At 59.0% G+C, this 22,864-nt stretch carries 22 protein-coding genes and 1 pseudogene; 14 read left to right on the forward strand and 9 right to left on the reverse strand.

Features of this window, described 5'->3' with window-relative positions; genetic code table 11:
* Positions 1–135: pseudogene (locus ACP7EE_RS18800) on the forward strand (IS110 family transposase); the annotation flags it as partial.
* A 91-nt stretch (positions 136–226) separates the two neighbouring features.
* Here the strand turns inward: ACP7EE_RS18800 and ACP7EE_RS18805 are convergent.
* Positions 227–1,525 carry an MFS transporter gene (locus tag ACP7EE_RS18805; protein WP_426235816.1) on the reverse strand — a complete coding sequence of 433 codons (1,299 nt, stop codon included), beginning with the start codon at positions 1,523–1,525 and terminating at the stop codon, positions 227–229.
* A 54-nt stretch (positions 1,526–1,579) separates the two neighbouring features.
* On the opposite strand from ACP7EE_RS18805, the gene ACP7EE_RS18810 reads away from it, so the two are divergent.
* Together ACP7EE_RS18810 and sthA are read left to right on the forward strand one after the other, a co-directional pair.
* On the forward strand, positions 1,580–2,629 hold the full coding sequence (locus ACP7EE_RS18810) for an FAD:protein FMN transferase (protein ID WP_426235818.1): 1,050 nt from the start codon (positions 1,580–1,582) through the stop codon (positions 2,627–2,629).
* 196 nt (positions 2,630–2,825) lie between these two features.
* The gene (sthA, locus tag ACP7EE_RS18815; RefSeq protein ID WP_103305077.1) at positions 2,826–4,220 is read left to right on the forward strand and encodes a Si-specific NAD(P)(+) transhydrogenase; all 1,395 of its coding nucleotides are present in this window, start codon (positions 2,826–2,828) and stop codon (positions 4,218–4,220) included.
* Between the two features lie 42 nt (positions 4,221–4,262).
* Here sthA and ACP7EE_RS18820 read toward each other — a convergent pair whose 3' ends face one another.
* The gene (locus ACP7EE_RS18820; RefSeq protein WP_426235820.1) at positions 4,263–4,985 is read right to left on the reverse strand and encodes a glycerophosphodiester phosphodiesterase; all 723 of its coding nucleotides are present in this window, start codon (positions 4,983–4,985) and stop codon (positions 4,263–4,265) included.
* A gap of 14 nt (positions 4,986–4,999) precedes the next feature.
* Positions 5,000–5,581 carry a PilZ domain-containing protein gene (locus tag ACP7EE_RS18825; RefSeq protein WP_420650658.1) on the reverse strand — a complete coding sequence of 194 codons (582 nt, stop codon included), beginning with the start codon at positions 5,579–5,581 and terminating at the stop codon, positions 5,000–5,002.
* A 94-nt stretch (positions 5,582–5,675) separates the two neighbouring features.
* Between ACP7EE_RS18825 and ACP7EE_RS18830 the strand changes: the two genes are divergently transcribed.
* From ACP7EE_RS18830 to ACP7EE_RS18840, 3 genes are all read left to right on the forward strand, one after another.
* On the forward strand, positions 5,676–6,926 hold the full coding sequence (locus ACP7EE_RS18830; RefSeq protein ID WP_426204091.1) for a lipoprotein-releasing ABC transporter permease subunit: 1,251 nt from the start codon (positions 5,676–5,678) through the stop codon (positions 6,924–6,926).
* On the forward strand, positions 6,919–7,617 hold the full coding sequence (lolD, locus tag ACP7EE_RS18835) for a lipoprotein-releasing ABC transporter ATP-binding protein LolD (RefSeq protein WP_420650660.1): 699 nt from the start codon (positions 6,919–6,921) through the stop codon (positions 7,615–7,617). The genes ACP7EE_RS18830 and lolD overlap by 8 nt, the downstream gene beginning before the upstream one ends.
* A gap of 64 nt (positions 7,618–7,681) precedes the next feature.
* Complete coding sequence (locus ACP7EE_RS18840; RefSeq protein ID WP_426204086.1) at positions 7,682–8,926, forward strand: lipoprotein-releasing ABC transporter permease subunit; 1,245 nt, start codon at positions 7,682–7,684, stop codon at positions 8,924–8,926.
* A gap of 123 nt (positions 8,927–9,049) precedes the next feature.
* Here the strand turns inward: ACP7EE_RS18840 and ACP7EE_RS18845 are convergent, their stop codons facing one another.
* Together ACP7EE_RS18845 and ACP7EE_RS18850 are read right to left on the reverse strand one after the other, a co-directional pair.
* Positions 9,050–10,399: a heavy metal sensor histidine kinase gene (locus ACP7EE_RS18845; protein WP_426235824.1), complete on the reverse strand. Its 1,350-nt coding sequence runs from the start codon at positions 10,397–10,399 to the stop codon at positions 9,050–9,052.
* Complete coding sequence (locus ACP7EE_RS18850; RefSeq protein WP_420650663.1) at positions 10,399–11,079, reverse strand: heavy metal response regulator transcription factor; 681 nt, start codon at positions 11,077–11,079, stop codon at positions 10,399–10,401. Before ACP7EE_RS18850 ends, ACP7EE_RS18845 begins: the two co-directional genes overlap by 1 nt.
* Positions 11,080–11,235: 156 nt before the next feature.
* Here ACP7EE_RS18850 and ACP7EE_RS18855 point away from each other — a divergent pair, with 156 nt between their 5' ends.
* The gene (locus ACP7EE_RS18855; RefSeq protein ID WP_426235826.1) at positions 11,236–11,769 is read left to right on the forward strand and encodes a cupredoxin domain-containing protein; all 534 of its coding nucleotides are present in this window, start codon (positions 11,236–11,238) and stop codon (positions 11,767–11,769) included.
* Positions 11,770–11,830: 61 nt separating this feature from the next.
* Positions 11,831–12,661: an NADPH-dependent 7-cyano-7-deazaguanine reductase QueF gene (gene queF, locus ACP7EE_RS18860; RefSeq protein ID WP_426204078.1), complete on the forward strand. Its 831-nt coding sequence runs from the start codon at positions 11,831–11,833 to the stop codon at positions 12,659–12,661.
* 66 nt (positions 12,662–12,727) lie between these two features.
* Here the strand turns inward: queF and ACP7EE_RS18865 are convergent, their stop codons facing one another.
* Positions 12,728–12,991 carry a DUF4404 family protein gene (locus ACP7EE_RS18865; protein WP_426235828.1) on the reverse strand — a complete coding sequence of 88 codons (264 nt, stop codon included), beginning with the start codon at positions 12,989–12,991 and terminating at the stop codon, positions 12,728–12,730.
* 108 nt (positions 12,992–13,099) lie between these two features.
* On the reverse strand, positions 13,100–13,720 hold the full coding sequence (locus ACP7EE_RS18870) for an HAD family phosphatase (RefSeq protein WP_426235830.1): 621 nt from the start codon (positions 13,718–13,720) through the stop codon (positions 13,100–13,102).
* Positions 13,721–13,966: 246 nt separating this feature from the next.
* Between ACP7EE_RS18870 and ACP7EE_RS18875 the strand changes: the two genes are divergently transcribed.
* The 3 genes from ACP7EE_RS18875 (at position 13,967) to rssC (ending at position 16,593) form a co-directional block, all read left to right on the forward strand.
* Complete coding sequence (locus ACP7EE_RS18875; protein ID WP_420650695.1) at positions 13,967–14,608, forward strand: VacJ family lipoprotein; 642 nt, start codon at positions 13,967–13,969, stop codon at positions 14,606–14,608.
* A gap of 321 nt (positions 14,609–14,929) precedes the next feature.
* On the forward strand, positions 14,930–16,114 hold the full coding sequence (rssB, locus tag ACP7EE_RS18880) for a two-component system response regulator RssB (protein ID WP_420650668.1): 1,185 nt from the start codon (positions 14,930–14,932) through the stop codon (positions 16,112–16,114).
* The gene (gene rssC, locus ACP7EE_RS18885) at positions 16,111–16,593 is read left to right on the forward strand and encodes an anti-sigma factor antagonist RssC (RefSeq protein ID WP_003226553.1); all 483 of its coding nucleotides are present in this window, start codon (positions 16,111–16,113) and stop codon (positions 16,591–16,593) included. Before rssB ends, rssC begins: the two co-directional genes overlap by 4 nt.
* Before the next feature lie 70 nt (positions 16,594–16,663).
* Here rssC and tal read toward each other — a convergent pair whose 3' ends face one another.
* Together tal and ACP7EE_RS18895 are read right to left on the reverse strand one after the other, a co-directional pair.
* Entirely contained in the window at positions 16,664–17,590 is a 927-nt protein-coding gene (gene tal, locus ACP7EE_RS18890) for a transaldolase (protein ID WP_420650669.1), read from the reverse strand.
* A 185-nt stretch (positions 17,591–17,775) separates the two neighbouring features.
* Positions 17,776–18,732, reverse strand: a complete 957-nt coding sequence (locus tag ACP7EE_RS18895; protein WP_420650670.1) for a glycosyl hydrolase family 5 — start codon at positions 18,730–18,732, stop codon at positions 17,776–17,778.
* A gap of 288 nt (positions 18,733–19,020) precedes the next feature.
* On the opposite strand from ACP7EE_RS18895, the gene ACP7EE_RS18900 reads away from it, so the two are divergent.
* Genes ACP7EE_RS18900 through ACP7EE_RS18910 form a run of 3 tightly spaced genes read left to right on the forward strand, consistent with a single transcriptional unit; the run spans position 19,021 to position 22,854 of the window.
* On the forward strand, positions 19,021–19,461 hold the full coding sequence (locus tag ACP7EE_RS18900) for a low molecular weight protein-tyrosine-phosphatase (RefSeq protein ID WP_426235833.1): 441 nt from the start codon (positions 19,021–19,023) through the stop codon (positions 19,459–19,461).
* 39 nt (positions 19,462–19,500) lie between these two features.
* Positions 19,501–21,729 carry a polysaccharide biosynthesis tyrosine autokinase gene (locus ACP7EE_RS18905; protein ID WP_426204067.1) on the forward strand — a complete coding sequence of 743 codons (2,229 nt, stop codon included), beginning with the start codon at positions 19,501–19,503 and terminating at the stop codon, positions 21,727–21,729.
* Between the two features lie 42 nt (positions 21,730–21,771).
* The gene (locus tag ACP7EE_RS18910) at positions 21,772–22,854 is read left to right on the forward strand and encodes a glycosyltransferase (RefSeq protein ID WP_426235835.1); all 1,083 of its coding nucleotides are present in this window, start codon (positions 21,772–21,774) and stop codon (positions 22,852–22,854) included.
* The last annotated feature ends 10 nt before the right edge of the window (positions 22,855–22,864 follow it).

Raw genomic sequence — 22,864 nt, forward strand, 5'->3', positions numbered from 1 at the left:
AAAGGATTTTATGAAAAGCAAAGAGGTCGCGGGCTCAGTACGACACAGGCCCTGGTGATCCTGGCCCGCAAGCTTGCCCGAGTGGTATTTGCACTGCTGAAGGGGGAGGACGAATACCAGCCGAAAGTCGGTTGAGGGCTTCCCCTCAACCATAGAATCTCCCACATTGGATCTGCGTCGTTCACAAATTCCCTGTGGGAGCTGGCTTGCCAGCGATGGCGTACTGTCAGGCGCCGCTGACAACAGCGGCTTGCGCGGTTCGCAGTTCGTGCTTGTTGCCCCGGAACAGCACCAGTGTCGCGATCAACCCCAACACCGCCGCGCCACTCAGCCAGATCCCCGGCGCAGCCTTGTTATCCAGCACATGAATCAGATAAGTACACGCCGCCGGGGTGAAGCCGCCAAACGTCGCCGTCGCCAGGCTATAGGCCAGAGAGAACCCGGTTGTACGCACTTCCACCGGCATGATCTCGGTCAGCGCCACCACCATAGCGCCGTTGTACGAGCCGTACAGGAACGACAGCCACAGCTCGACGATCAGCAGATGGCTGAAACTCGGATTCGCCACCAGCCACGACAGCGCCGGGTAAGCCGTGAGAATCGCCAGAATCGTCGCCGCCAGCAGTAGGGGTTTGCGGCCGATCTTGTCGGACAGCGCGCCCATTACCGGCAACCAGAAGAAGTTCGACAGGCCGATGCACACCGTCACCAGCAATGCATCCAGATCCGACAGGTGCAGCTCGGCTTTACCGAAGGTCGGCGTGTAGGCGGTGATCAGGTAGAACGAAACCGTGGTCATCACCACCAGCGCCATGCCGGCGAGGACAATGCCAAAGTTCTGAGCGATCGAACGGACGATTTCGCGCAGAGTAGGGCGATGCTTTCTGGCCTCGAACTCAGGCGTTTCCTCCAGCGAGCGACGAATAAAGAAAATCACTGGCACGATCATGCAGCCAATAAGGAACGGCACACGCCAGCCCCAGTCACCCATTTGTTCCGGACTCAGCCAGTGATTGAGGCCAACGCCCAGCAAACCGGCGAAAACCACCGCTGCTTGTTGGCTGGCAGACTGCCAACTGACAAAGAAACCCTTGCGGCCCGGAGTGGCAATCTCGGCCAGATACACCGAGACACCGCCCAGTTCCACGCCGGCCGAGAAGCCTTGCAGCAATCGACCGAGCAGTACGATCAGCGGCGCGGCCACGCCCAACGTGGCGTAACCCGGCACACAGGCAATCAGCACCGTACCGGCAGCCATCATCGCGAGGGTGATGATCAGGCCTTTACGCCGACCATGGCGGTCGATGTACGCACCGAGGAAAATCGCGCCCAGCGGACGCATCAGAAACCCCGCGCCGAACGTGGCGAGGGACAGCATCAGCGAGGCGAAGGCGCTGTCGGTGGGGAAGAAGGTTTTGGCGATGGCCGTGGCGTAGAAGCCGTAGACCATGAAGTCGAACATTTCGAGAAAGTTGCCGCTGACAACACGAAAGATCGCCTTGCCTTTGCCGGTCGTGGAGGACATGTCTGGTTACTCACTTTTAAATCTTGTAAGAAAGCGTTTCACGCGTGGCCCATAATGGCTGGCGGGCTTTTGCGGGGAGATGAAGATTTGTTCATTGGACGGTTTGGCGCAGTCGTGATGCTTGGGGCGTTTTTGGCTGGCTGCGGCAATGGCGAGACCATGGAGAGCTTCGGCGGGCCGACCATGGGCAGCACTTATTCGATCCAATACGTGCGCCATGCCGATCTGCCCGCGCCTGCACAGGTGCGCAGCGAGGTGGAGAAGATCCTCGCTGAGGTCGATCAGCAGATGTCCACCTACCGCGCCGATTCGGATATCTCGCGCTTCAACGCCTTACCGTCAGATCGCTGTCAGAGCATGCCCGCGCCGGTTCTCGAATTGGTCCGCGTAGGCGAGCAGTTATCGCAACAAAGCCAAGGCTCCTACGACCTGACGGTAGAACCGCTGATGAATCTCTGGGGCTTTGGCCCACAAGGTCGCGAGGAAAAAGTCCCGAGCCCTGCGGCGCTTGCCGGGGTGCGGCAGCGGGTCGGTTACCAGCATCTGCATATTGATGGCGATCAGTTGTGCAAAGACGCAGCGGTCGAGGTCGACTTCAACAGTGTCGCCGCCGGTTACGCGGTGGACGCGATTGCGGCGCGGCTGGAAGCGCTGGGCATCCATGATTACCTCGCCGAGGTCACCGGCGAACTCAAGGCCTCCGGCAGAAAACCCGACGGCTCAGCGTGGCGCATTGCACTGGAAGAACCGCGCGACGATCAGCAAGTCGCCGAGCGCATCATTAATATCGATGGCTACGGCGTGTCGACTTCCGGCGACTATCGCAACTATTTTCAGCAGAGAGGCCAGCGCTATTCCCACACCTTCGATGCGCGCAGCGGTGCACCTGTCCTACACAACCTGGCGTCAGTCACGGTGATTCATCCTTCAGCGCTGATGGCCGATGGACTATCGACGCTGTTGCTGATTCTCGGGCCTGAAAGGGCTTGGGACTATGCCGAAAAACATCAGATTGGTGCATTCTTTGTCATTCGTGCCGATACAGGTTTCGTCACCCGCACAACGCCGGCTTTCGAGCGCCTCAGTGGCGCGAAAACCGAATGAATGCTCACGAAAACTGGCGTTGTAGCGCAGGCAAAAGTAGCCTACGACGCGACCAAGGGTTAATGTGCGCGGCGTTGACGCTTCTATAGACTGTGTCCGGGTTCTGCACTGACCCCCAATTGTTCCTTCACGCCGTCGTTCGGCGTGATTTAGCCGCCGGTGCTGCTGGCATCGCGGCCTGTTCTGAGGAGTACGCATGGCTGTCTACAACTACGACGTGGTGGTATTGGGTTCCGGCCCGGCGGGAGAAGGCGCGGCAATGAACGCCGCCAAAGCGGGGCGCAAGGTGGCGATGGTCGACAGCCGTCGCCAGGTCGGCGGTAACTGCACCCACCTGGGCACCATCCCGTCCAAGGCCCTGCGTCACTCGGTGCGGCAGATCATGCAGTTCAACACCAACCCGATGTTCCGGGCGATTGGCGAGCCACGCTGGTTCTCTTTTCCGGACGTGTTGAAAAGCGCCGAGAAAGTCATCTCCAAGCAAGTCGCTTCGCGCACCGGCTACTACGCGCGTAACCGCGTCGACGTGTTCTTCGGCACCGGCAGCTTCGCCGACGAGCAAACCATCGAAGTGGTCTGCGCCAATGGCGTGGTCGAAAAACTGGTGGCCAAACACATCATCATCGCCACCGGCTCGCGTCCTTATCGCCCGGCGGACATCGATTTTCACCACCCGCGTATCTACGATAGCGACACCATCCTCAGCCTCGGCCACACCCCGCGCAAACTGATCGTTTACGGCGCCGGCGTGATCGGTTGCGAATACGCCTCGATCTTCAGCGGTCTGGGTGTATTGGTTGAACTGGTGGATAACCGTGGCCAGTTGCTGAGCTTCCTCGACTCGGAAATCTCCCAGGCGTTGAGCTACCACTTCAGCAACAACAACATCACCGTGCGCCACAACGAAGACTACGACCGTGTCGAAGGCGTCGACAACGGCGTGATCCTGCACTTGAAGTCGGGCAAGAAGATCAAGGCCGACGCCTTGCTCTGGTGCAACGGTCGTACCGGCAACACCGACCAGTTGGGCCTGGAAAACATTGGCGTCAAGGTCAACAGTCGTGGCCAGATCGAAGTCGATGAGAACTACCGCACCTGCGTACCGAACATCTACGGCGCAGGCGACGTGATCGGCTGGCCGAGCCTGGCCAGTGCCGCCCACGACCAGGGTCGTTCGGCTGCCGGCAGCATCGTCGATAACGGTAGCTGGCGCTTTGTGAATGACGTTCCGACCGGCATCTACACGATTCCGGAGATCAGCTCGATCGGCAAGAACGAGCAAGAGCTGACTCAGGCCAAAGTGCCGTACGAAGTCGGCAAGGCGTTCTTCAAGAGCATGGCGCGCGCGCAGATTGCCGGCGAGCCGCAAGGCATGCTGAAGATCCTGTTCCACCGTGAAACCCTGGAAGTGCTGGGCGTTCACTGCTTCGGTTATCAGGCGTCGGAGATCGTGCACATCGGTCAGGCGATCATGAGTCAGCCGGGCGAACTGAATACCCTGAAGTACTTCGTCAACACGACGTTCAACTACCCGACCATGGCCGAAGCCTATCGGGTAGCGGCGTACGACGGCCTCAACCGGCTTTTTTGACGGGCTCCGGCCGGTGGCCTGAGCCGGCCGGGGAGACCGATTTCAGCAATTCTCGAGCGTGGCAGTGGCCAAACCGGGAAAGTCTGTAATCAGGCTGTCAACGCCGAAGTCGGCGAGTCTGCGCATCAGCGCAGGCTCGTTGACTGTCCACACCGACACATGCAAACCCTGACGCTGGGCTTTTTGCAGACGCTCGGGCGTACACAGTGTCCAGTTCAACGCGAGCATCTCGCAGCCGTAGCTTTGTGCGACCTTCAACGGGTCGAGCCAGGCGTACTCGGCCACCAGCCCGCGCGATACGTCCGGCACCAGATCCAGCGCAGCCTTCAATACTTCGCGTGAGCTCGAGGTGATCGTCACCTTGTCGAGCAGGCCGTGTCTGACTGCCATTTCGCGGATCGCCAGCACCGTGGTCGCGGCGCGCGTGCGTGAAGCGCTTTTGACTTCGAGCTGCCAATGCTCGAAAGCACATTTCTCGAACAGTTCTTCCAGTGTCGGAATCGGGCACGGTTTGATCCAGCCCGGCCCACCCTTGCGTGCGTCGTAGGTCACCAGATCGGCAGCCATGTGCTCGACGACTTTGCCGCGACGCTCGGTGGTGCGCTTGAGCGTCGGGTCGTGGATGACCATCAACTCGCCGTCCTTGGACAGATGCAAGTCCAGTTCGCAGCGGCGCACGCCGTGTTTGAGACATTCCTGAAAACTGGTCAGGGTGTTTTCCGGTGCTTCGCCCTTGGCGCCGCGGTGGCCGTAGATAAGGGTCACGATTCTTCCTTAATTTAAATGCCTGATTCGTTCTGTTCGCGGGCCAGACGTCGTTCCTGAGCCTGCTTCTGCAAGATATAGCGGGCGAGCAACTGGCGCTGGGCATCGGTCAAGTGTTCGAACTCGGTGCCGACGTCATAGCCTTCACCTTTGCGGTCGCAATGCGTGACACGCGCGCGCAACAACAGGCCGAGGGCCTGCGGCATCAATACCAGTTTGACCGACAGGTGCGCGCCGGCAGCGATGGGTGTCGGATACTGAAAGTCGATGCCACCCTCGGAAATGATCACCGGTTGCGGCTCGCCGATCTGGCCGAGCACGGTCAGCGCAACCACCTGGCTGAGCAAGTCGATACGCTTGTTCTGGGATTTCAGGAACGCAGCAATCGCCCGGTCGCGCTCACTGATCTGGCGCAACAGGTGCTGCGACTCGAATTCGCTCAGGTGCAGTTCGCTGAGCAGATTGAAAAGGGGAGAAGCATCCTGCAACACTTCCTCGCCTGCGGCTTCGGGAGCGGACAGGGGCCGAATTTCCAGTGCGATCGTGTCCTCGATACGGTAGTATTCGCGGCGATCTTCTTCATCTAATGTCGACATGGCGAACCCATGGTAGCGGCGGTGGTCTGAGTGTAAAGCTGGTTACCGACCCCCGCCACAAGGACGTTCCTTTTCCCTCCGAACAAGCCCCGACATGTTCAGACCTCTCTTCGTATTTATCGGCACGCGTTATACCCGTGCAAAGCGTCGCAATCATTTTGTGTCATTCATTTCCCTGACTTCGATGATCGGGCTCGCCCTTGGCGTGGTCGTGATGATCGTGGTGTTATCGGTGATGAATGGCTTCGATCATGAGATGCGCACCCGCGTGCTGGGCATGGTGCCCCACGCGACCCTCGAAACCGGCGAAGCCATCAACGACTGGCAAAGCCTGGCCGACAAGGTCAAACAGAACCCGCAGGTGACGGCGGTTGCGCCGTTTATCCAGATGCAGGGCCTGCTGACCAACAACGGTCAGGTGTCCAAGGTGTTGCTCAATGCCATCGATCCGGCGCTCGAGCGCAAGGTTTCGATCATCGACAACTTCATGCAGCAGGGCAAACTCGACGACCTGACACCGGGCAGCTTCGGCATCGTCATCGGTGACAAGGCCGCGACCAAGCTTGGCGTCGGCATCGGCGACAAGGTTACTTTCGTCGCACCGGAAGTCAGCGTGACCCCGGCCGGGATGTTCCCCCGCATGAAGCGCTTCACCGTAGTCGGCATTTTCCATGTCGGCGCCGGCGAGCTCGACGGTTATCTGGGCGTGACCAACCTGCAGGATCTGGCGAAGATGCGCCGCTGGAAACCTGATCAGGTGCAGGGCCTGCGCCTGAAGTTCGACGATCTGTTCGAGGCTCCGCGCGTTGCGTGGAATATCGCCCAGCAGCTCGGCGAAGACCGTTACTACGCCCGCGACTGGACTCGTACCCACGGCAATCTGTATCAGGCGATCCGTATGGAAAAAGCCATGATCGGCCTGCTGTTGTTGCTGATCGTCGCAGTCGCTGCGTTCAACATCATTTCCACGCTGGTGATGGTGGTCAATGACAAGAAGGGTGACATCGCGATCCTGCGCACCCTCGGCGCCACGCCGGGCACGATCATGCGCACGTTCATGGTTCAGGGCACCGTCATTGGTGTGGTCGGTACGGCCATCGGCGCCGTGGTCGGGATCTTCGCCGCGCTCAACGTCAGCGCCGCGATCTCGGCCCTTGAAGGCTTGATCGGCCACAAGTTCCTGAACGCCGACGTGTACTTCATCGATTACCTGCCGTCGCAGGTGCAGAGCCAGGACGTGGTCATGGTCTGCTCCGCCGCGTTGGTCCTGAGTTTCCTCGCCACCCTGTATCCCGCCTGGCGTGCCGCGCGCACCCAGCCGGCGGAGGCGCTACGTTATGAGTGAGTCGGGCATGAGTGAACAAGCAATCTTGAGCTGCCGCAACCTGGGCAAATCCTACGAGGAAGGCCCGGAATCGGTAGAAGTGTTGGCCGGTCTGCAACTGGAGTTGCACCCGGGCGAGCGTGTGGCGATTGTCGGCACCTCGGGTTCGGGCAAAAGTACTTTGCTCAACCTGCTGGGTGGCCTCGACACGCCGACCAAGGGCAGTGTCTGGCTAGATGGCGAAGAGCTTTCAGCCCTGAGCGAGAAGAAGCGCGGTCTGCTGCGTAATCGTTCGCTGGGCTTCGTCTACCAGTTCCACCACTTGCTGCCGGAATTCACCGCGCTGGAAAACGTCTGCATGCCGCTGCTGATCGGCAAGACACCGATCCCGGAAGCACGTCAGCGCGCCACGGCGTTGCTGGAGCGGGTAGGGCTGGGCCATCGCCTTGAGCACAAACCGTCCGAACTGTCCGGTGGCGAACGCCAACGTGTGGCGATCGCCCGCGCTCTGGTGAACAAGCCGGGACTGGTGATGCTCGACGAGCCGACCGGCAACCTCGACTCTCACACTGCCCAAGGCATTCAGGACTTGATGCTCGAACTCAGCACCTCGATGCGCACAGCGTTTCTGGTGGTGACTCACGACATGAACCTGGCTCGCCAGATGGATCGCGTCCTGCATCTGCAGGAAGGTCGCTTGACTGCCATCTGACCGGCCGAAACCCGACGTCTGAAAAGACGCCGGGTCTTTTTGTTTTTATACGGTGCCCCAGCGAATGTTCAGACCGTTATCGATCTTCATCGGCGCGCGCTATACCCGCGCCAAGCGTCGCAATCGCTTTGTATCGTTCATTTCGATGACCTCGATGATCGGCCTCGCCCTCGGCGTGTTGGCGATGATCGTGGTGTTGTCGGTCATGAACGGCTTCCAGCGCGAAATGAGCTCGCGCATTCTCGGCATGGTGCCCCACGCGACCATCGTCGGCGTCAAGCCGATCAACGACTGGCAGCCAGTCGCCGCCGCCGCGATGAAAAACCCCGAAGTCACCGCCGCGGTGCCGTTCACCGAAATGGAAGGCATGCTTTCCTATAAGGGTCTGATGCAGCCGATCCAGATCAGCGGCGTCGATCCGGCTCAGGAAGGCAAGGTGTCGATTGTCGCCCAGCACATCGTGCAGGGGCGTCTCGATGCGCTCAAGCCAGGTGAATTCGGCGTGGTGCTGGGTGAAATCACCGCACGCCGTTTCCGCCTGAACGTCGGCGACAAGATCACCCTGATCGTGCCGGAAGTCAGCACTGCACCAGGCGGCATTACCCCGCGCATGCAGCGTCTGAACGTGGTTGGCGTGTTCAAGGTCGGCGCCGAGCTGGACGGCTCCATGGGCCTGATCCATGTGGCCGATGCCGCGACCATGCAGCACTGGGAACCGAATCAGGTGCAGAGCGTGCGTCTGGCGGTGAAAGACCTGTACGCCGCGCCGAAAGTCTCCTCCGATATCGCCGCAGGCTTGGGGGCGGAGTTCAAGGCTGACGACTGGACCCACACCCAGGGCAGTCTGTTCAGCGCGATGAAAATGGAAAAAACCATGATCGGCCTGCTGTTGCTGATGATCGTCGCGGTGGCGGCGTTCAACATCATCGCGACCCTGATCATGGTGGTGAACGACAAGGGTGCGGACATCGCGATCCTGCGCACCATTGGCGCCACGCCACGGCAGATCATGGCGATCTTCATGGTGCAGGGTACGGTGATCGGGATTGTCGGCACGCTGATTGGTGGCGTGCTGGGCGTGATCGCGGCACTGAATGTCAGCGAGCTTGTGGGCTGGGTCGAACGGGTTTCCGGGCAGCACATCTTCAGTTCCGATGTGTATTTCGTCAGCAATCTGCCGTCCGAATTGCAGGGCGGGGACGTGCTCCTGATCTGCTCGGCAGGCTTTGTACTGAGCTTCCTGGCGACGTTGTATCCGGCATGGCGCGCGGCCAAGATCGAGCCGGCGCACGCCCTGAGATATTCGTAAGCTTTGAAATTGCTATCGCGGGCAAGCCCGCTCCCACAGGGTTTTGAGTCGTACACATATATTTGAAACGACTCGAAACCTGTGGGAGCGGGCTTGCCCGCGATGGGGTCGGTACATCTGGCCTCAATCTCCCTTGGGCAACTCAATCACAAACCGCGTCCAACCCTCAGCCGATTCGCAATGAATCTGCCCGCCATGCGCCCGCACGATTGATTGAGTGATCGCCAGTCCCAACCCCGCATGCTCATGACTCCCTTCCTGCCGCGCCGGATCAGCCCGATAAAACCGGTCGAACAACTTCGGCAGCCTCTGCGCAGAAATCCCCTCGCCACTGTTCTCGACGATCACCCGCAAAGTCCTCGCCTGTTCGGCAATCTGCAAACGCACTTCACCGTCGACCGGCGTGAAGCGCAATGCGTTATCCAGCAGATTCGACAGCGCCCGGCGCAACATCGAGCGGTCGCCGTCAATGCGCGCGTGGCCCTCGCGAATCAGCCTGACCCGCGCGTCCTCCGCCAGCGGCGCAAAAAACTCCAGCAGCGCATCCGCTTCATCCGCCAGTTCCAGCGCTTCACGTTTGGGCATCAACAGCCCGTGATCAGCCTTGGCCAGATACAACATGTCGTTGACCAGTTGCGCCATCCATTGCAGTTCTTCGAGGTTGCTGTGCAGCGCCTCGCGGTAGTCCTCGATGGGGCGCTCGCGGGTCAGCGTGACCTGAGTCTGGGTCAGCAGGTTCGACAGGGGAGTGCGCAGCTCATGGGCGATGTCGGCCGAGAACGCCGAGAGCCGCTGAAAGGAATCATCCAGACGTCCGAGCATGGCGTTGAAGCTGTGGGCCAATTCCTCAAGCTCTGGTGGCATCTGCGCTTCTGGCAGTCGGGCATTTAGCGATTGCGCGGAAATCCCACGCGCCACCGCGCTCATCTGGCGCAATGGTCGTAAGCCGCTGCGCGCCGCCCATGCGCCGAGCACTGCGGTGGCCAGCGCCGACAGGCCGACGGTCAGCCAGATCAGGTGCTGCATGCGTTGCAGGAAGTGTTGGTGATGGGTGATGTCGAGCAGCAAGGTCAGTTGCGGCGAGTCGGTTTTCTGCGGATAGAGCGGGGCGTTCAGCACGCGGTAGTCGGTGCCGTTGTCGCTGACGGTCGCCAGCCCATTGTTTTGCGGCAAGTCTTTGGGCACGTGGATCGAGCTGTCATACCAGCGCTGACCGTCACTCCCGGTGATCCGCAGCGACAGGTCGGCCTGTCGGCTCAGTTCATCCGCTAGGCGCGCTTCACTCTCGCCGGGTTGCACATCCTGCAGCGCGCGGCGCAAACCGACCAACCTGCTGTCGAGCAATTGCTGGTCGAGTTCGACGAAATGCGCCTCACTGGCCCGGTTGAATAAAATCCCGGCGGCCAGCGACACCACGGCCGTACACGCGGCAAACAGCAGCGCGAGACGCCCACTCAGCGAGAGGCGGCGCATCACTCGGCACGCTCTTCGAGCACATAACCCATGCCGCGCACGGTGTGGATCAGTTTGTTCGGGAAGTCGTCGTCGATCTTCAGGCGCAGGCGGCGGATCGCGACTTCGATGACGTTGGTGTCGCTATCGAAATTCATGTCCCACACCTGCGAGGCGATCAGCGATTTAGGCAGCACTTCACCCTGACGGCGCAGGAGCATCTCCAGCAGGGCGAATTCCTTGGCGGTCAGATCGATGCGTTGACCGCTGCGTTCGACCCGGCGGCGGATCAGGTCCAGGCGCAAGTCCGCCAGTTGCAGGCTGGTTTCCTGGGTCGTACTGCTGCCACGGCGTAACAGGCTGCGCACTCGCGCCAGCAGTTCGGAGAAGGCGAACGGTTTGACCAGATAATCGTCGGCACCGAGTTCGAGGCCGTGAACCCTGTCCTCCACCGCGTCTTTGGCTGTCAGAAACAGTACCGGTGTGTCGAGACCAGCGCTGCGCACCGCTTGCAGGATCTGCCAGCCATCGCGGCCGGGCAACATCACGTCAAGGATCAACAATGCGTATTCGCCGCTCAATGCGCGTTGTTGACCGGTGTTGCCATCGGCCACCCATTCGCTGTTGTAGCCGGCCTCGGTCAGGCCCTGACACAGGTACTGCCCGGTTTTCGCTTGGTCTTCGACGATCAGCAGTTTCATGCAATGGCTCGGGTGAAAGGAACAGTGGCTTTTATACCGTTTGCGCCGGCGCTACAGCCCAAGCTGACAAAGTTGTAATCTGCCTGTCAGGTTGATGGCAGCGCACACGGGCTAGAGTTTCCCACAAGCTGATCCTTGATTTGTTGGAGTACGACTATGTTTTTGCGTAACCGTCTGATTGTTGCAACGTGTTTGCTGGCGCTGAGCGCGCCGCTCTGGGCAGCACCGGCGCACACCTACGCGTTCGGGCAACCGGCGCCTGCCGCCAAGGCTACTCGCAGCATCGAAGTGGTGATGGGCGACATGAGCTTCGATCCTCAGGTGATTCAGATCAAGGCCGGTGAGACCGTTCGCTTTGTGTTGGTGAACAAGGGACAGCTGCTGCACGAATTCAACCTTGGCGACGCGGCGATGCATGCCAGGCACCAGCAGGAAATGTTGCAGATGCAGCAAAGCGGCATGCTTACGCCTACCGGCATCAAGGAAATGTCCCACGATATGGCCGGTATGGATCATGGCGCGATGGGGCATGCAATGAAGCATGACGACCCGAATAGCGTGCTGGTCGAGCCGGGCAAGACCGCAGAACTCACCTGGACTTTCGGCAAAGCCACGAGCCTGGAGTTTGCCTGCAATATTCCCGGTCATTATCAGGCAGGGATGGTCGGCAAATTGACTGTCAGTCAGTAAGCACTCAAAGGAGCGGGCAAAGGCTGATAGAATCCGCTGATTATTCAGTCAGGTTTCCGCCATGCATCCCGCAGCCGAACACTCGCCGCTGGGCAAATCCAGCGAATACATCGCCACGTACACGCCGTCCTTGCTGTTCCCGATTCCGCGCACCGCGAAATGGGCCGAGCTGGGCCTGACCGCCGAAACCCTGCCGTACAAAGGCGTGGATTTCTGGAACTGCTTCGAGCTGTCATGGCTGCTGCCATCCGGCAAACCGGTGGTGGCGATCGGTGAATTCAGCATTCCGGCGGATTCGCCGAACATCATCGAATCCAAGTCGTTCAAGTTGTACCTGAACTCGCTGAATCAGACGCCGTTCGCTGATGTGGCGAGTCTCGAAGCGACGCTGGTCAAGGACTTGTCCGCCGCTGCCGGCAAACCGGTGGGCGTACGGGTTCGCAGCCTGAAAGATGTCGAAGCCGAGGGCGTCGTGGCGTTGCCGGGCGTGTGCATCGATGATCTGGACATCAGCGTCAGCAACTATGAGCATCCGCGTCCTGAGCTGCTGCGTTGCGATGATTCGCGGATCGTGGAGGAGAGCGTGCATACGCACTTGCTCAAATCCAACTGCCCGGTCACCAGTCAGCCGGACTGGGGCAGCGTGGTGGTGCAATACCGTGGCGCGGCGCTGGATCACGCGAGCCTGCTGGAATACATCGTCAGCTTCCGCCAGCACTCGGATTTCCATGAGCAGTGCGTGGAGCGGATTTTCCTCGACCTGCAACGCTTGTTGAAACCGGAAAAATTGACCGTGTTTGCGCGCTATGTACGGCGTGGCGGGCTGGATATCAATCCGTACCGCAGCACTGAGAGCGTGCAGTTGCCGAATCATCGGTTGGTCCGCCAGTAGGATCAAAAGATCGCCACACATGAAAAAGCCCTGCCATCACTGGCAGGGCTTTTTTGCATTCGCAGCTCAGATACCCATGCTGCCCAGGGTATTGATGATGTTGCGCAGCGTGCCGGCAATGGCCGGGTGTTCAACTTCAAAACGCTCGACGGCGAGGTTTACGCCATCGGCAATACTGGAATCCTTGGTTTTGGTTTCGAGATCCAGTTCCAGCTCGATCTGCGCCATCAACGCATGCAGATCGTCCCGTTCGGCTTCAGTCAGCGGCGGATTCTGCTCCAGTTGCTCGCGCAGGGTATCGAGCTGTTTCTGCAGTTCTTGAGCGGGCATCGTGTTTTCCTTTTATCGATAGGCACAGGCATAGACCGCAGCCGTGCGCCAAAGGTCTATGGCTCTCCCTAAGACTAATCCACTCTCGCGCAAACTGCATGATCCCGGTCAGGGCTTTTCGCCTTTGAAGCGGCGCAGGCTGATGTCGGCCAGACAGGTATCGAGTTCGCCCAGATGATCGATCACCGAATGCACGCCGAGGTTGAACAGTTGCATGGTCGCTTTGCCGCGCAAATGTTCGCGATCCTTTTGGCTCAGGGCTTGCCATTCGCTCGGCGCCAGGCCGCACAGCGAACCGCAAGAGGCCAGGCCGATCGTCCACAAACCGGCATTCAATCCTGATTGCAGTAGACGCGGTTCGCCGCTGACCAGCACGCAGCCGTCAAGCTGTCCGACGCCCAAAGCCATCAGCGCCTGCCAGCAGGCGTTAGGTGCGGGCCATGGATTGAGTGTTGCCGGATGTTGCGATGATTTGATCCACTCGGGCAGCGCGGCTGACAGGGGCTGGGCGAGGGCAGGGGGCAGCTCATCGAGCCAGGCGCAGGGGATTTGCTGACGCTGCAAACTGCGCAGGCTGTCGAACGCTCCCGGAGTCGCATCTGCGTGTTCAGTCGTAAAGTTCGCGTTAAGGCGCGCGCGCGCACCGAAGTCCACCAGGCAGCCGCTGAGTCCGAACAACACGGCAGTCAGACTTGGCGCAACAACAGGCAATGCTTCGGCGTGTGGCATGGAGACGTCCCTGAAATAAACAATAGGTTAGGCGACGGCGGTGACAGTTGGATGACAGGCGTATGAATGCAAGCGTAGGAAAACCCTGACAGGGAGCTTCATTCAGGAACTGCCTAAAATCGTGTTTCCGTCTTATACTAGCGGCCTTACCGCCGTGGCCCCGGGGCCAGCGCCAGTACAAATCCAAGGAGTTTTTCTATGCGCTTGAGCAACCCTCTCGCTCAGCTATGTATATATGCCGGCGTGATGCTGGTTCCGTTCGCCGCTCAGGCCGCCACGGAAGAAGACCCTTGGGAAAGCGTTAACCGTCCGATCTTCCAGTTCAACGACTTCGTTGACACCTATGCGCTGAAGCCTCTGGCGCAGGGATACGAATTTGTAACGCCGCAATTCGTCGAAGATGGCATCCACAACATGTTCCGCAACGTCGGTGACGTCACCAACCTGGCGAACAACATCCTGCAGGCCAAGCCTGCGGCTGCCGGTACCGATACTGCACGTCTGATCTTCAATACCACCTTCGGGCTGCTCGGTTTCTTCGATGTCGGCACCAAGATGGGCTTGCAGCGCAGCGACGAAGATTTCGGTCAGACCCTCGGTTACTGGGGCGTCGGCAGTGGCCCGTATGTGATGCTGCCATTGATGGGCCCAAGCACTCTGCGTGACGCGCCATCGAAGTACGTCGATGGCTACACCGGTCCGTACCGCTACATCCACGACGTGCCAGTGCGCAACTCGATCTTCGGCCTGAACATCGTCGACACCCGCGCCAGCCTGCTCTCGAGCGAGAAGCTGATCAGCGGCGACAAGTACACGTTCATTCGTAATGCTTATCTGCAGAACCGCGAATTCAAGGTCAAGGATGGTCAGGTCGAAGACGATTTCTGATCTCGACCGACTCATAAAGAAGGCGACCGTGAGGTCGCCTTTTTTTGTCTGATCGACCTTTCATCGGGTTACCTGCAAAGCCATTCTTATAACTCCCGGTGCTTTGACAAACAAAGTCGTCAGGCGACCATCGGCGCATGCTTGAAACGCTCGAAGGATGGGAGTACCGTCTGCGCCTTAGAAGGGCACCTCTGGTGCAACCGCGTACCGGGCCAGTGCTCGAAAGCGGTGCAGCAGGGAGGCTAGAAAGCGAATCCAGTAGTCTGCGCCGGGCCTTGCCCCGCCTGCTACGCCAACCTAATTCTGGCGCCGTTTGCCCACATGCCAAAAACCAGTGCCACGCTGCTGATAATCGATGATGACGAGGTAGTGCGCGCGAGTCTCGCGGCCTATTTGGAAGACAGTGGTTTCAGCGTCCTGCAGGCCAGCAACGGCCAGCAAGGTCTTCAGGTATTCGAGCAAGACACGCCCGACTTGGTCATCTGCGATCTGCGCATGCCGCAGATGGGCGGTCTCGAGCTTATTCGTCAGGTCACCGAGCGCTCACCACAGACGCCGGTGATCGTGGTCTCGGGTGCCGGCGTGATGAACGACGCGGTCGAGGCCCTGCGCCTCGGCGCGGCGGATTACCTGATCAAGCCTCTCGAAGATCTGGCTGTGCTCGAGCACTCTGTGCGCCGGGCCCTGGATCGTGCGCGCCTGCTGCTGGAAAACCAGCGCTACCGCGAGAAGCTGGAAAAGGCCAACCGCGAGCTTGAAGCCAGCCTTAATCTGCTCCAGGAAGACCAGAATGCCGGTCGCCAGGTGCAGATGAACATGCTGCCGGAAAGTCCGTGGAGCATCGACGAGTTCAAGTTCGCGCATCAGATCATTCCGTCGCTGTATCTGTCGGGTGATTTTGTCGACTATTTCCGCGTCGATGAGCGCCGGGTGGCGTTTTACCTGGCGGATGTCTCCGGCCATGGCGCCTCTTCGGCATTCGTCACGGTGCTGCTGAAGTTCATGACCACGCGCTTGCTGTTCGAGTCCAAGCGCAGCGGCACCTTGCCGGAATTCAAGCCTTCGGAAGTGCTCGGTCATATCAACCGGGGCCTGATCAGTTGTAAGCTGGGCAAACACGTCACAATGGTCGGTGGAGTCATCGACGAGGAGACCGGTTTGTTGACCTATAGCATTGGTGGTCATCTGCCTTTGCCTGTGTTGTACACGCCTGACAGTGTTCGCTACCTCGAAGGGCGCGGTCTGCCGGTGGGGCTTTTCAATGAAGCCACCTACGAAGACCACGTGCTCGAGCTGCCACCGACGTTCAGCCTGACGCTGATGTCGGATGGCATTCTGGATCTTTTGCCAGAGCCCACACTCAAAGAGAAAGAAGCCGCTTTACCGCAAAGGGTGAAGTTGGCGGGCGGCAGCCTGGATGGTCTGCGGCAGGTTTTTGGATTGGCCACGCTAGGGGAGATGCCGGATGATATCGCCCTGTTGGTGTTGAGCAGGAATCTTCAATGAGTACCGGTAGAATCCAGTTCGCCGAGCAGGACGGCACCTTCGTCCTGAAGTTCGTCGGTGAAGTTCGCCTGACCCTGTGTTCGGCGTTGGATGCGACTATTGAGAAAATCTTCACCGCGCTGAATTTCAACGCGATCGTGATCGATTTGACCGAAACCCGCAGCATCGACAGCACGACCCTTGGCCTGCTGGCCAAATTGTCGATCCTGTCCCGGCAGAAGGTCGGATTGCTGCCGACCGTGGTCACCACCCACGAAGACATCACCCGTCTGCTGCAATCGATGGGTTTCGAGCAGGTGTTCAACATCGTCAATCATCCCGTGCCATGCCCGGAATGCCTGGATGACCTGCCGGATCAGGATCAGTCGGAAGAAGTGGTGCGGATCAAGGTGCTCGAAGCGCACAAGATCCTCATGGGCCTCAATGATTCCAATCGTGAAGCGTTCCATGATCTGGTGAATGCCCTCGAAAGGCACTGACCAAAGCCGCAACATACAAAAAAGGGCGAACCTGTGAGGGTTCGCCCTTTTTGCATTTCAGCGACTCAGATCACAGCTTGGCTTGCAGCAATGCCTCGAGTTTTTCCTGATCGCGGGCGAACTGACGAATGCCCTCGGCGAGTTTCTCGGTGGCCATCGCGTCTTCGTTGGACAACCAGCGGAACTGCGCCTCGTTGAGGCTCAGACGCGCTTCACCGGCGTGACCCGGTGCCAGTTTGCGCTCCAGTTTGCCAGTGTCGGCAGCCAGTTTATCGATCAGATCCGGGCTGATGGTCAGGCGATCGCAACCGGCCAGTTGCTCGATCTGATTGAGGTTACGGAAGCTCGCACCCATGACCACGGTTTTGTAGTCATTGGCCTTGTAGTAGTTGTAGATGCGCGTGACCGACTGCACGCCCGGATCATCGGCGCCGGTGTAGTCGTTGCCGTTGGCTTTCTTGTACCAGTCGTAGATGCGGCCCACGAACGGCGAAATCAGGAACACACCCGCGTCGGCACAGGCAGCGGCCTGAGCGAAGGAGAACAGCAGGGTCAGGTTGGTCTGGATGCCTTCCTTCTCCAGCTCTTCGGCAGCGCGGATGCCTTCCCAGCTCGAGGCGATCTTGATCAGCACGCGGTCGCGGCCAATGCCAGCCTTGTCGTACAGCTCGATCAGACGGTGCGCACGCTTGAGCACCGCGTCTTTATCGAAGGACAGGCGCGCATCCACTTCAGTGGAGATGCGGCCCGGAATCACTTTGAGAATTTCCTGACCGACCGCGACGCCAAAGCGGTCGCTGGCCAGGCCAACGTCGCCCTTGCAGTCAGCAACGCAAGCGTTCAGCAGCTCGGCGTAGGCCGGAATGGCCGCAGCTTTGAGCAGCAGGGAAGGGTTGGTAGTTGCGTCGACCGGTTTGACTCGGGCGATCGCTTCGAAGTCGCCGGTGTCGGCAACCACGGTGGTGAATTGTTTGAGTTGTTCCAGCTTGGAAGTCATGAGCGTGCTCTATCCTATGGGTCTGGTGACATTACCCGAGCGCTGACGGCCACTCAAGGGCATGTACGTGGATCGGTCGCCCCGGTGGCAACAACCTGAAGACGGCTGTTTGAAAGGCGGGCGCGGTATCGCTAGATACGATGCCAAATCAGACTACAGGTTCAAAGCATCTGACCGTTAACCGGCTAAGGGTTGAGTTGCGACCTCACCGCCATTTTTGCCGGTTTTGACTGGCCGTCGGAGGTCAACAGGCCGAAGTTCTTCTCGCGATCGTTATCGCCGGTCGCAGTGTTCTTCCATTCGTAGATCGAGGTCAGCGGAATCCCGAGTTTTTTTACATCGGTGATGAAGGTCCTGATTTTACTGGCCTGCCCGGCAGTCCCGCCGTTCGAGGCGAGTGCCGACACGCCCCATTCACTGATGACCCCCGGCAGATGGAAGTTCTGCTGAATGAACGCCTGTGCGCTACTGATCTGCGCGCCCGACATGCCATACGGGTGATAGGAAATCGCGCTGAGGCACTTGGGGTACTCGCGGACGATTCGGCTGAGTGCCACGGTCGATGCCGAGCCTGCGGTCGGCGCCCGGGCGAAACCGAAGCCCACCAGCGGCGTTGCTTGCGGTTGCGCCTGCAACGACTTGCACACCGCACTCATGAACGGCACGAACGTCGTGTCAAAATTACCGGTCGGCCAGTACTTTCCCAGATCCGGCTCGTTCCATATTTCGATCGCCACCAACTGGGTGCGATAAGCCTGTTCCAGTTCCATCACCGATTTGGCGAAGTCTGCACCGGCTGTCGCCAGTTCACCGTTGTTCCCCGTCGGGAGCGCCTTGGTCGAGCGCACCGTCAGCAATACTGGCAGGCCGGCGGCTTTGGCCGTGGCGAAGGCGTCGCTGACCTGTTTCTGATAAGCCGCCGCGCCCAGACTGTTGGTCCACACGCCAAAACGTACGAAACCCAAGCCTTCCGCTTTGATGTGCTCGGCATCCGCCGGGGAGAAGCTCTGGATCTTGACCTGAATGCCGATGGTCTTGTCGTCGGGCAGTGTCGGGAACAGATCAGCAGCCAGCACCTGTCCACTTGCACCCGACATCAACAGCGCCGCGACGCCGAGCTGTTTGCAATGTGCAATTTTCATGTCGCTCCCCGCTGAGAATGATACAGATCAAAAGTTCGCCACTTTCCCGGACTTGGATAGTAACGAGAGCGGGAAGTGCACGAATGTTATTTTTTGTCAGAAAACACTCGCGCGAAAATCACAGTTATTTTTAGTCCGTTAATTCCGGTTGGGTGACTTTTAGAGGCGTGGTACTTAATACACTGGCAATAACAAGGCGAATCTATTTCCGAATGCAGGAAGTTGTCGTGGATTAATTCAAATCCACGCGACATGTTGGCCGATTGACATCATACGGGAAAGTAAACCTTGTTCAAAAAGATCCTTGTCGTCTGCGTGGGCAATATTTGCCGAAGTCCGACAGCAGAGTTGTTGCTGCGTAACGCGCTGGCCACTTCGACCATCAGCGTGGCCTCCGCGGGCCTTGCCGCGCGGGCCGGCGAATCGATGGAGGCTACGGCGCGGCAGGTGCTGGAAGAGCGCGGGTGTAGTGCCGAAGGCTTTATCGCGCGGCAACTTACCTCGGACATCGTCAATGAATCAGACCTGATTCTGGTGATGGAAAAACAGCATGTAAACCAAGTACTGAAGATTGCCGCTCACGCCAGGGGCAAAGTCTTTCTTCTCGGCAAGTGGCAGAGCGAGCGAGAAATTCAGGATCCGTATCGTCAAGGCAACGCGGCTTTTATTCATGCCCATGCATTGATTGAAGATGCTGTTGGCGCATGGGCGCAGCGCCTCGGGCACTGATCAATATTCTTCAGAACAGTCAATGGTAAGAACAGACTTATGCAGTTACCGTCAGTAGTCGCCACCCGCGACAGCGAACCAGACAATATCGATCTAATGGGCATCTTTGGCAGCCTGATCGATCAGAAATGGCTGATCGCCGCGTGCACCGGTGCATTCATGATGACCGGTGTGGCCTATGCGGTGTTGTCGACGCCGGTGTATCTGGCGAACGCGCTGGTGCAGGTCGAGCCGAAAAAGAACGACATGCTCGGTTTCTCCGACCTCAACAGCATGCTCGGCGGCCAATCGCCGTCGGTGACCGAGATCGGCATCATCAAGTCCCGCGCCGTGATCGGTAAAACTGTCGACGATCTGCGCCTGGATATCGACGTCACACCGAATACTTTCCCGGTCGTCGGCGGGTTTCTCGCGCGGCGCTATCGCGGCACTGGCGAGAACAGCGTGGCACCGCCGCGTTTTGGCATGAACAGCTACGCCTGGGGCGGCGAGCGCCTGGACATCGCGCGGCTGAATCTGCCGAAAGAACTGTTGGGCAAGAAGCTCACGCTGGTCGCTGGCGAGCAAAATCACTTTCAGCTGTTTGATGACAACGACAATCTGCTGGCCGAGGGCGCTGCCGGAACTGCTTTTGCGCAGGACGGCGTAGAAGGCTTGATCGCCAATCTACAAGCGAATCCCGGCACGCGTTTCGAAGTGGTGCGCAACCCGCGCATCGTTACCGTGCAGGCCTATCAGGACGCGCTGGATATTTCCGAGCAAGGCAAAGAGTCGGGGATCATTCGCCTCGCGCTGGCCAGCAGCGACGCCGCCGAGGCCGTGAAGATCCTCAACAAGATCGCCTCGTTGTACGTGCAGCAAAACGTGCAACGCACATCCGCTGAAGCAGCGCAAAGTCTGGCCTTCCTGCAAAGCCAGCTACCGCAGGTCAAGCGCGATCTGGCCAAGGCCAGCGATGCGCTCAATGCGTATCAGACCCGTGGCAAAACGGTGAATATTTCCCTCGAAACCCAGTCGGTGCTGGGTCAGGCAGTCAGCCTGGATACACGCATTTCCGAACTGAAAATGCAGCAGGCCGAACTCGATCGCAAGTTCACCAAACAGCATCCGGCCTATCGCGCGTTGCTCACGCAGATCGGTGAATTGACCCAGCAGCAGAAGTCGCTGGAAAGCAAAGTCGGCGACCTGCCGGCCACTCAGCAGGAACTGCTGAACCTGACCCGCGATGTGGAAGTGGCGTCGCAGATCTACACGCAACTGCTGAACAAATCCCAGGAACTGGACATCGTCCGAGCCGGTGCGGTGGGCAACGTGCGGCTGATTGATACTGCGGATGTCGACCTGACCAGCCCGGTCAAACCGCGCAAACCGCTGATCGTACTGATCGCCACCTTCCTCGGCGGTTTCGTCGGCGTGGCCGTGGTGCTGGTGCGCAAATCCCTGAGTCGCGGACTGGAGGGGCCGGAAGCCATCGAGAAACTCGGGCTGCCGGTGTACGCCTCGATTCCCTACAGCGCGCTGCAGCAGGAACAGGACGTGAAAAAGGTCCGTGGCAAAGACGCTACGCAGGCGCCGGCGTATCTGCTGGCCGAGCGTAATCCGACCGATCTGTCGATCGAGTCGATCCGCAGTCTGCGCACCTGCCTGCATTTCGCCGGGCTGGATTCGACCAACAACCGCATCATGATTTCCGGCCCAAGTCCGCAGGTCGGCAAAACCTTCGTGTCTTCGAACCTGGCAGCGGTGATGGCGCAAAGCGGTCAGCGCGTGGTGCTGATCGATGCCGACATGCGCAAAGGTCATCTGCATAAAACGCTCAATACGCCGATCACCAACGGATTGTCCGATTTGCTGGTCAAGCGCTGCACCATCGAGCAGGCGCTGAACCAGGTCGAAGTCGAAAACCTGCACTTCATCAGCCGTGGGCAAGTGCCGCCGAATCCTTCCGAGTTGTTGATGCACGCCAACTTCCGCGACCTGCTGGCGCAACTCAGCGAGATGTATGACGTGGTGATCATCGATACGCCACCGCTGCTCGCAGTCACCGACGCGGCCATTGTCGGCCGTGAAGCGGGGATCAGCCTGATTGTCACGCGCTTCGGCGTGAACCCGGCCAAAGAGATCGAGTTGACCATTCGCCGTTTCGCGCAGAACGGCATCGAGTTGAAAGGCGCGGTGTTCAACGGCGTCGAGAAGCGCGCCGCCAGTTACTACGGCAACGGCGGCTACGGCTATTACAACTACGAATACGCGTCCGACAAATCCTGAGTTTCAGCGATTGTCCTTACTAGGCATGGAAGTGGGTGGACTGTGAAAAAAATACTGCATGTGGCTGAAACGATAAAAGGTGGCGTCGCCACCGTTATCCGCACGATTTCAACTTCGCCCGAAGACCAGGATGCGAACTATCAACTGGTGTATCTGGTGCCACTCGATCAGAAGAAAGAACTGCACGGCATCGATGCCAGACAGATCCGCACCTTCGAAAGAAGCGGGCGCAATGTGCGCTCGCTGTTGGGCTTTGCCTGGCAACTGGCCCGAGTGGTTCTCAAGGAAAAACCCGATGTCGTGCATTTGCACAGCACCTTTTCCGGAGTCATCGGCCGTTGCGTCTGCGTACTCTTGAAGCCTTGGCGTTCGCCGAAAATCATCTATTGCCCACATGCCTTTTCGTTCCTGATGGAAAGCTCGCCGACCAAGCAAAAGATCTATTCGCTGATCGAGCGCGTTTTGCAGAAAGTCACCGACACGATCATTTGCGTCAGCCAGTACGAGTTGGACAAAGCCGCCGCGTTCGGCATCGAGCGCAAGCGCATGAAGCTGATCTACAACGGCATTCATCACAAGGATGAAGCGCGCAAAACCGAAGGAGCGGAGCCGATTCATCTGCTGTATGTCGGCCGTTTCGACTATCAGAAGGGTTTCGACGTATTGCTCAAGGCTTACGCCAAGGTTCAGCGCAGCGACCTGAAACTGACGGTGGTGGGCAGTGCGGTCAACGAGGATTCAGTCGATTGCCCGCCGATGGCAGGGGTTGAATATCTGTCCTGGGTGACGCCCGCCGAAGTTCAAGCGCTGTATCAGAAAGCCGACGCGTTGATCGTTCCGAGTCGCTGGGAAGGCTTTGCCATGGTGCCGCTGGAAGGCATGGCCCTGGGCTTGCCGGTGATCGCCAGTGACTGCACTTCGTTGCCGGAACTGGTCAGTCATGGTGTGTCCGGCTACGTGTTTCCGGCCGGTGATCACCAGGCACTCGCTGAGCGTTTGATGAAAATCCAGAAGCCTGCGTTGAACGCCCTGGGCATCGAAGGTCGGCGGATCGTGCGCGAGCGTTTCAGCGCCGCGTTGATGATTCGCCAGACCTACGACGTGTATTCCGCTCCATCTTATTAAGTAGAAATCA

The organism is Pseudomonas sp. TWP3-2 (assembly GCF_049897765.1).
Lineage (GTDB): Bacteria > Pseudomonadota > Gammaproteobacteria > Pseudomonadales > Pseudomonadaceae > Aquipseudomonas.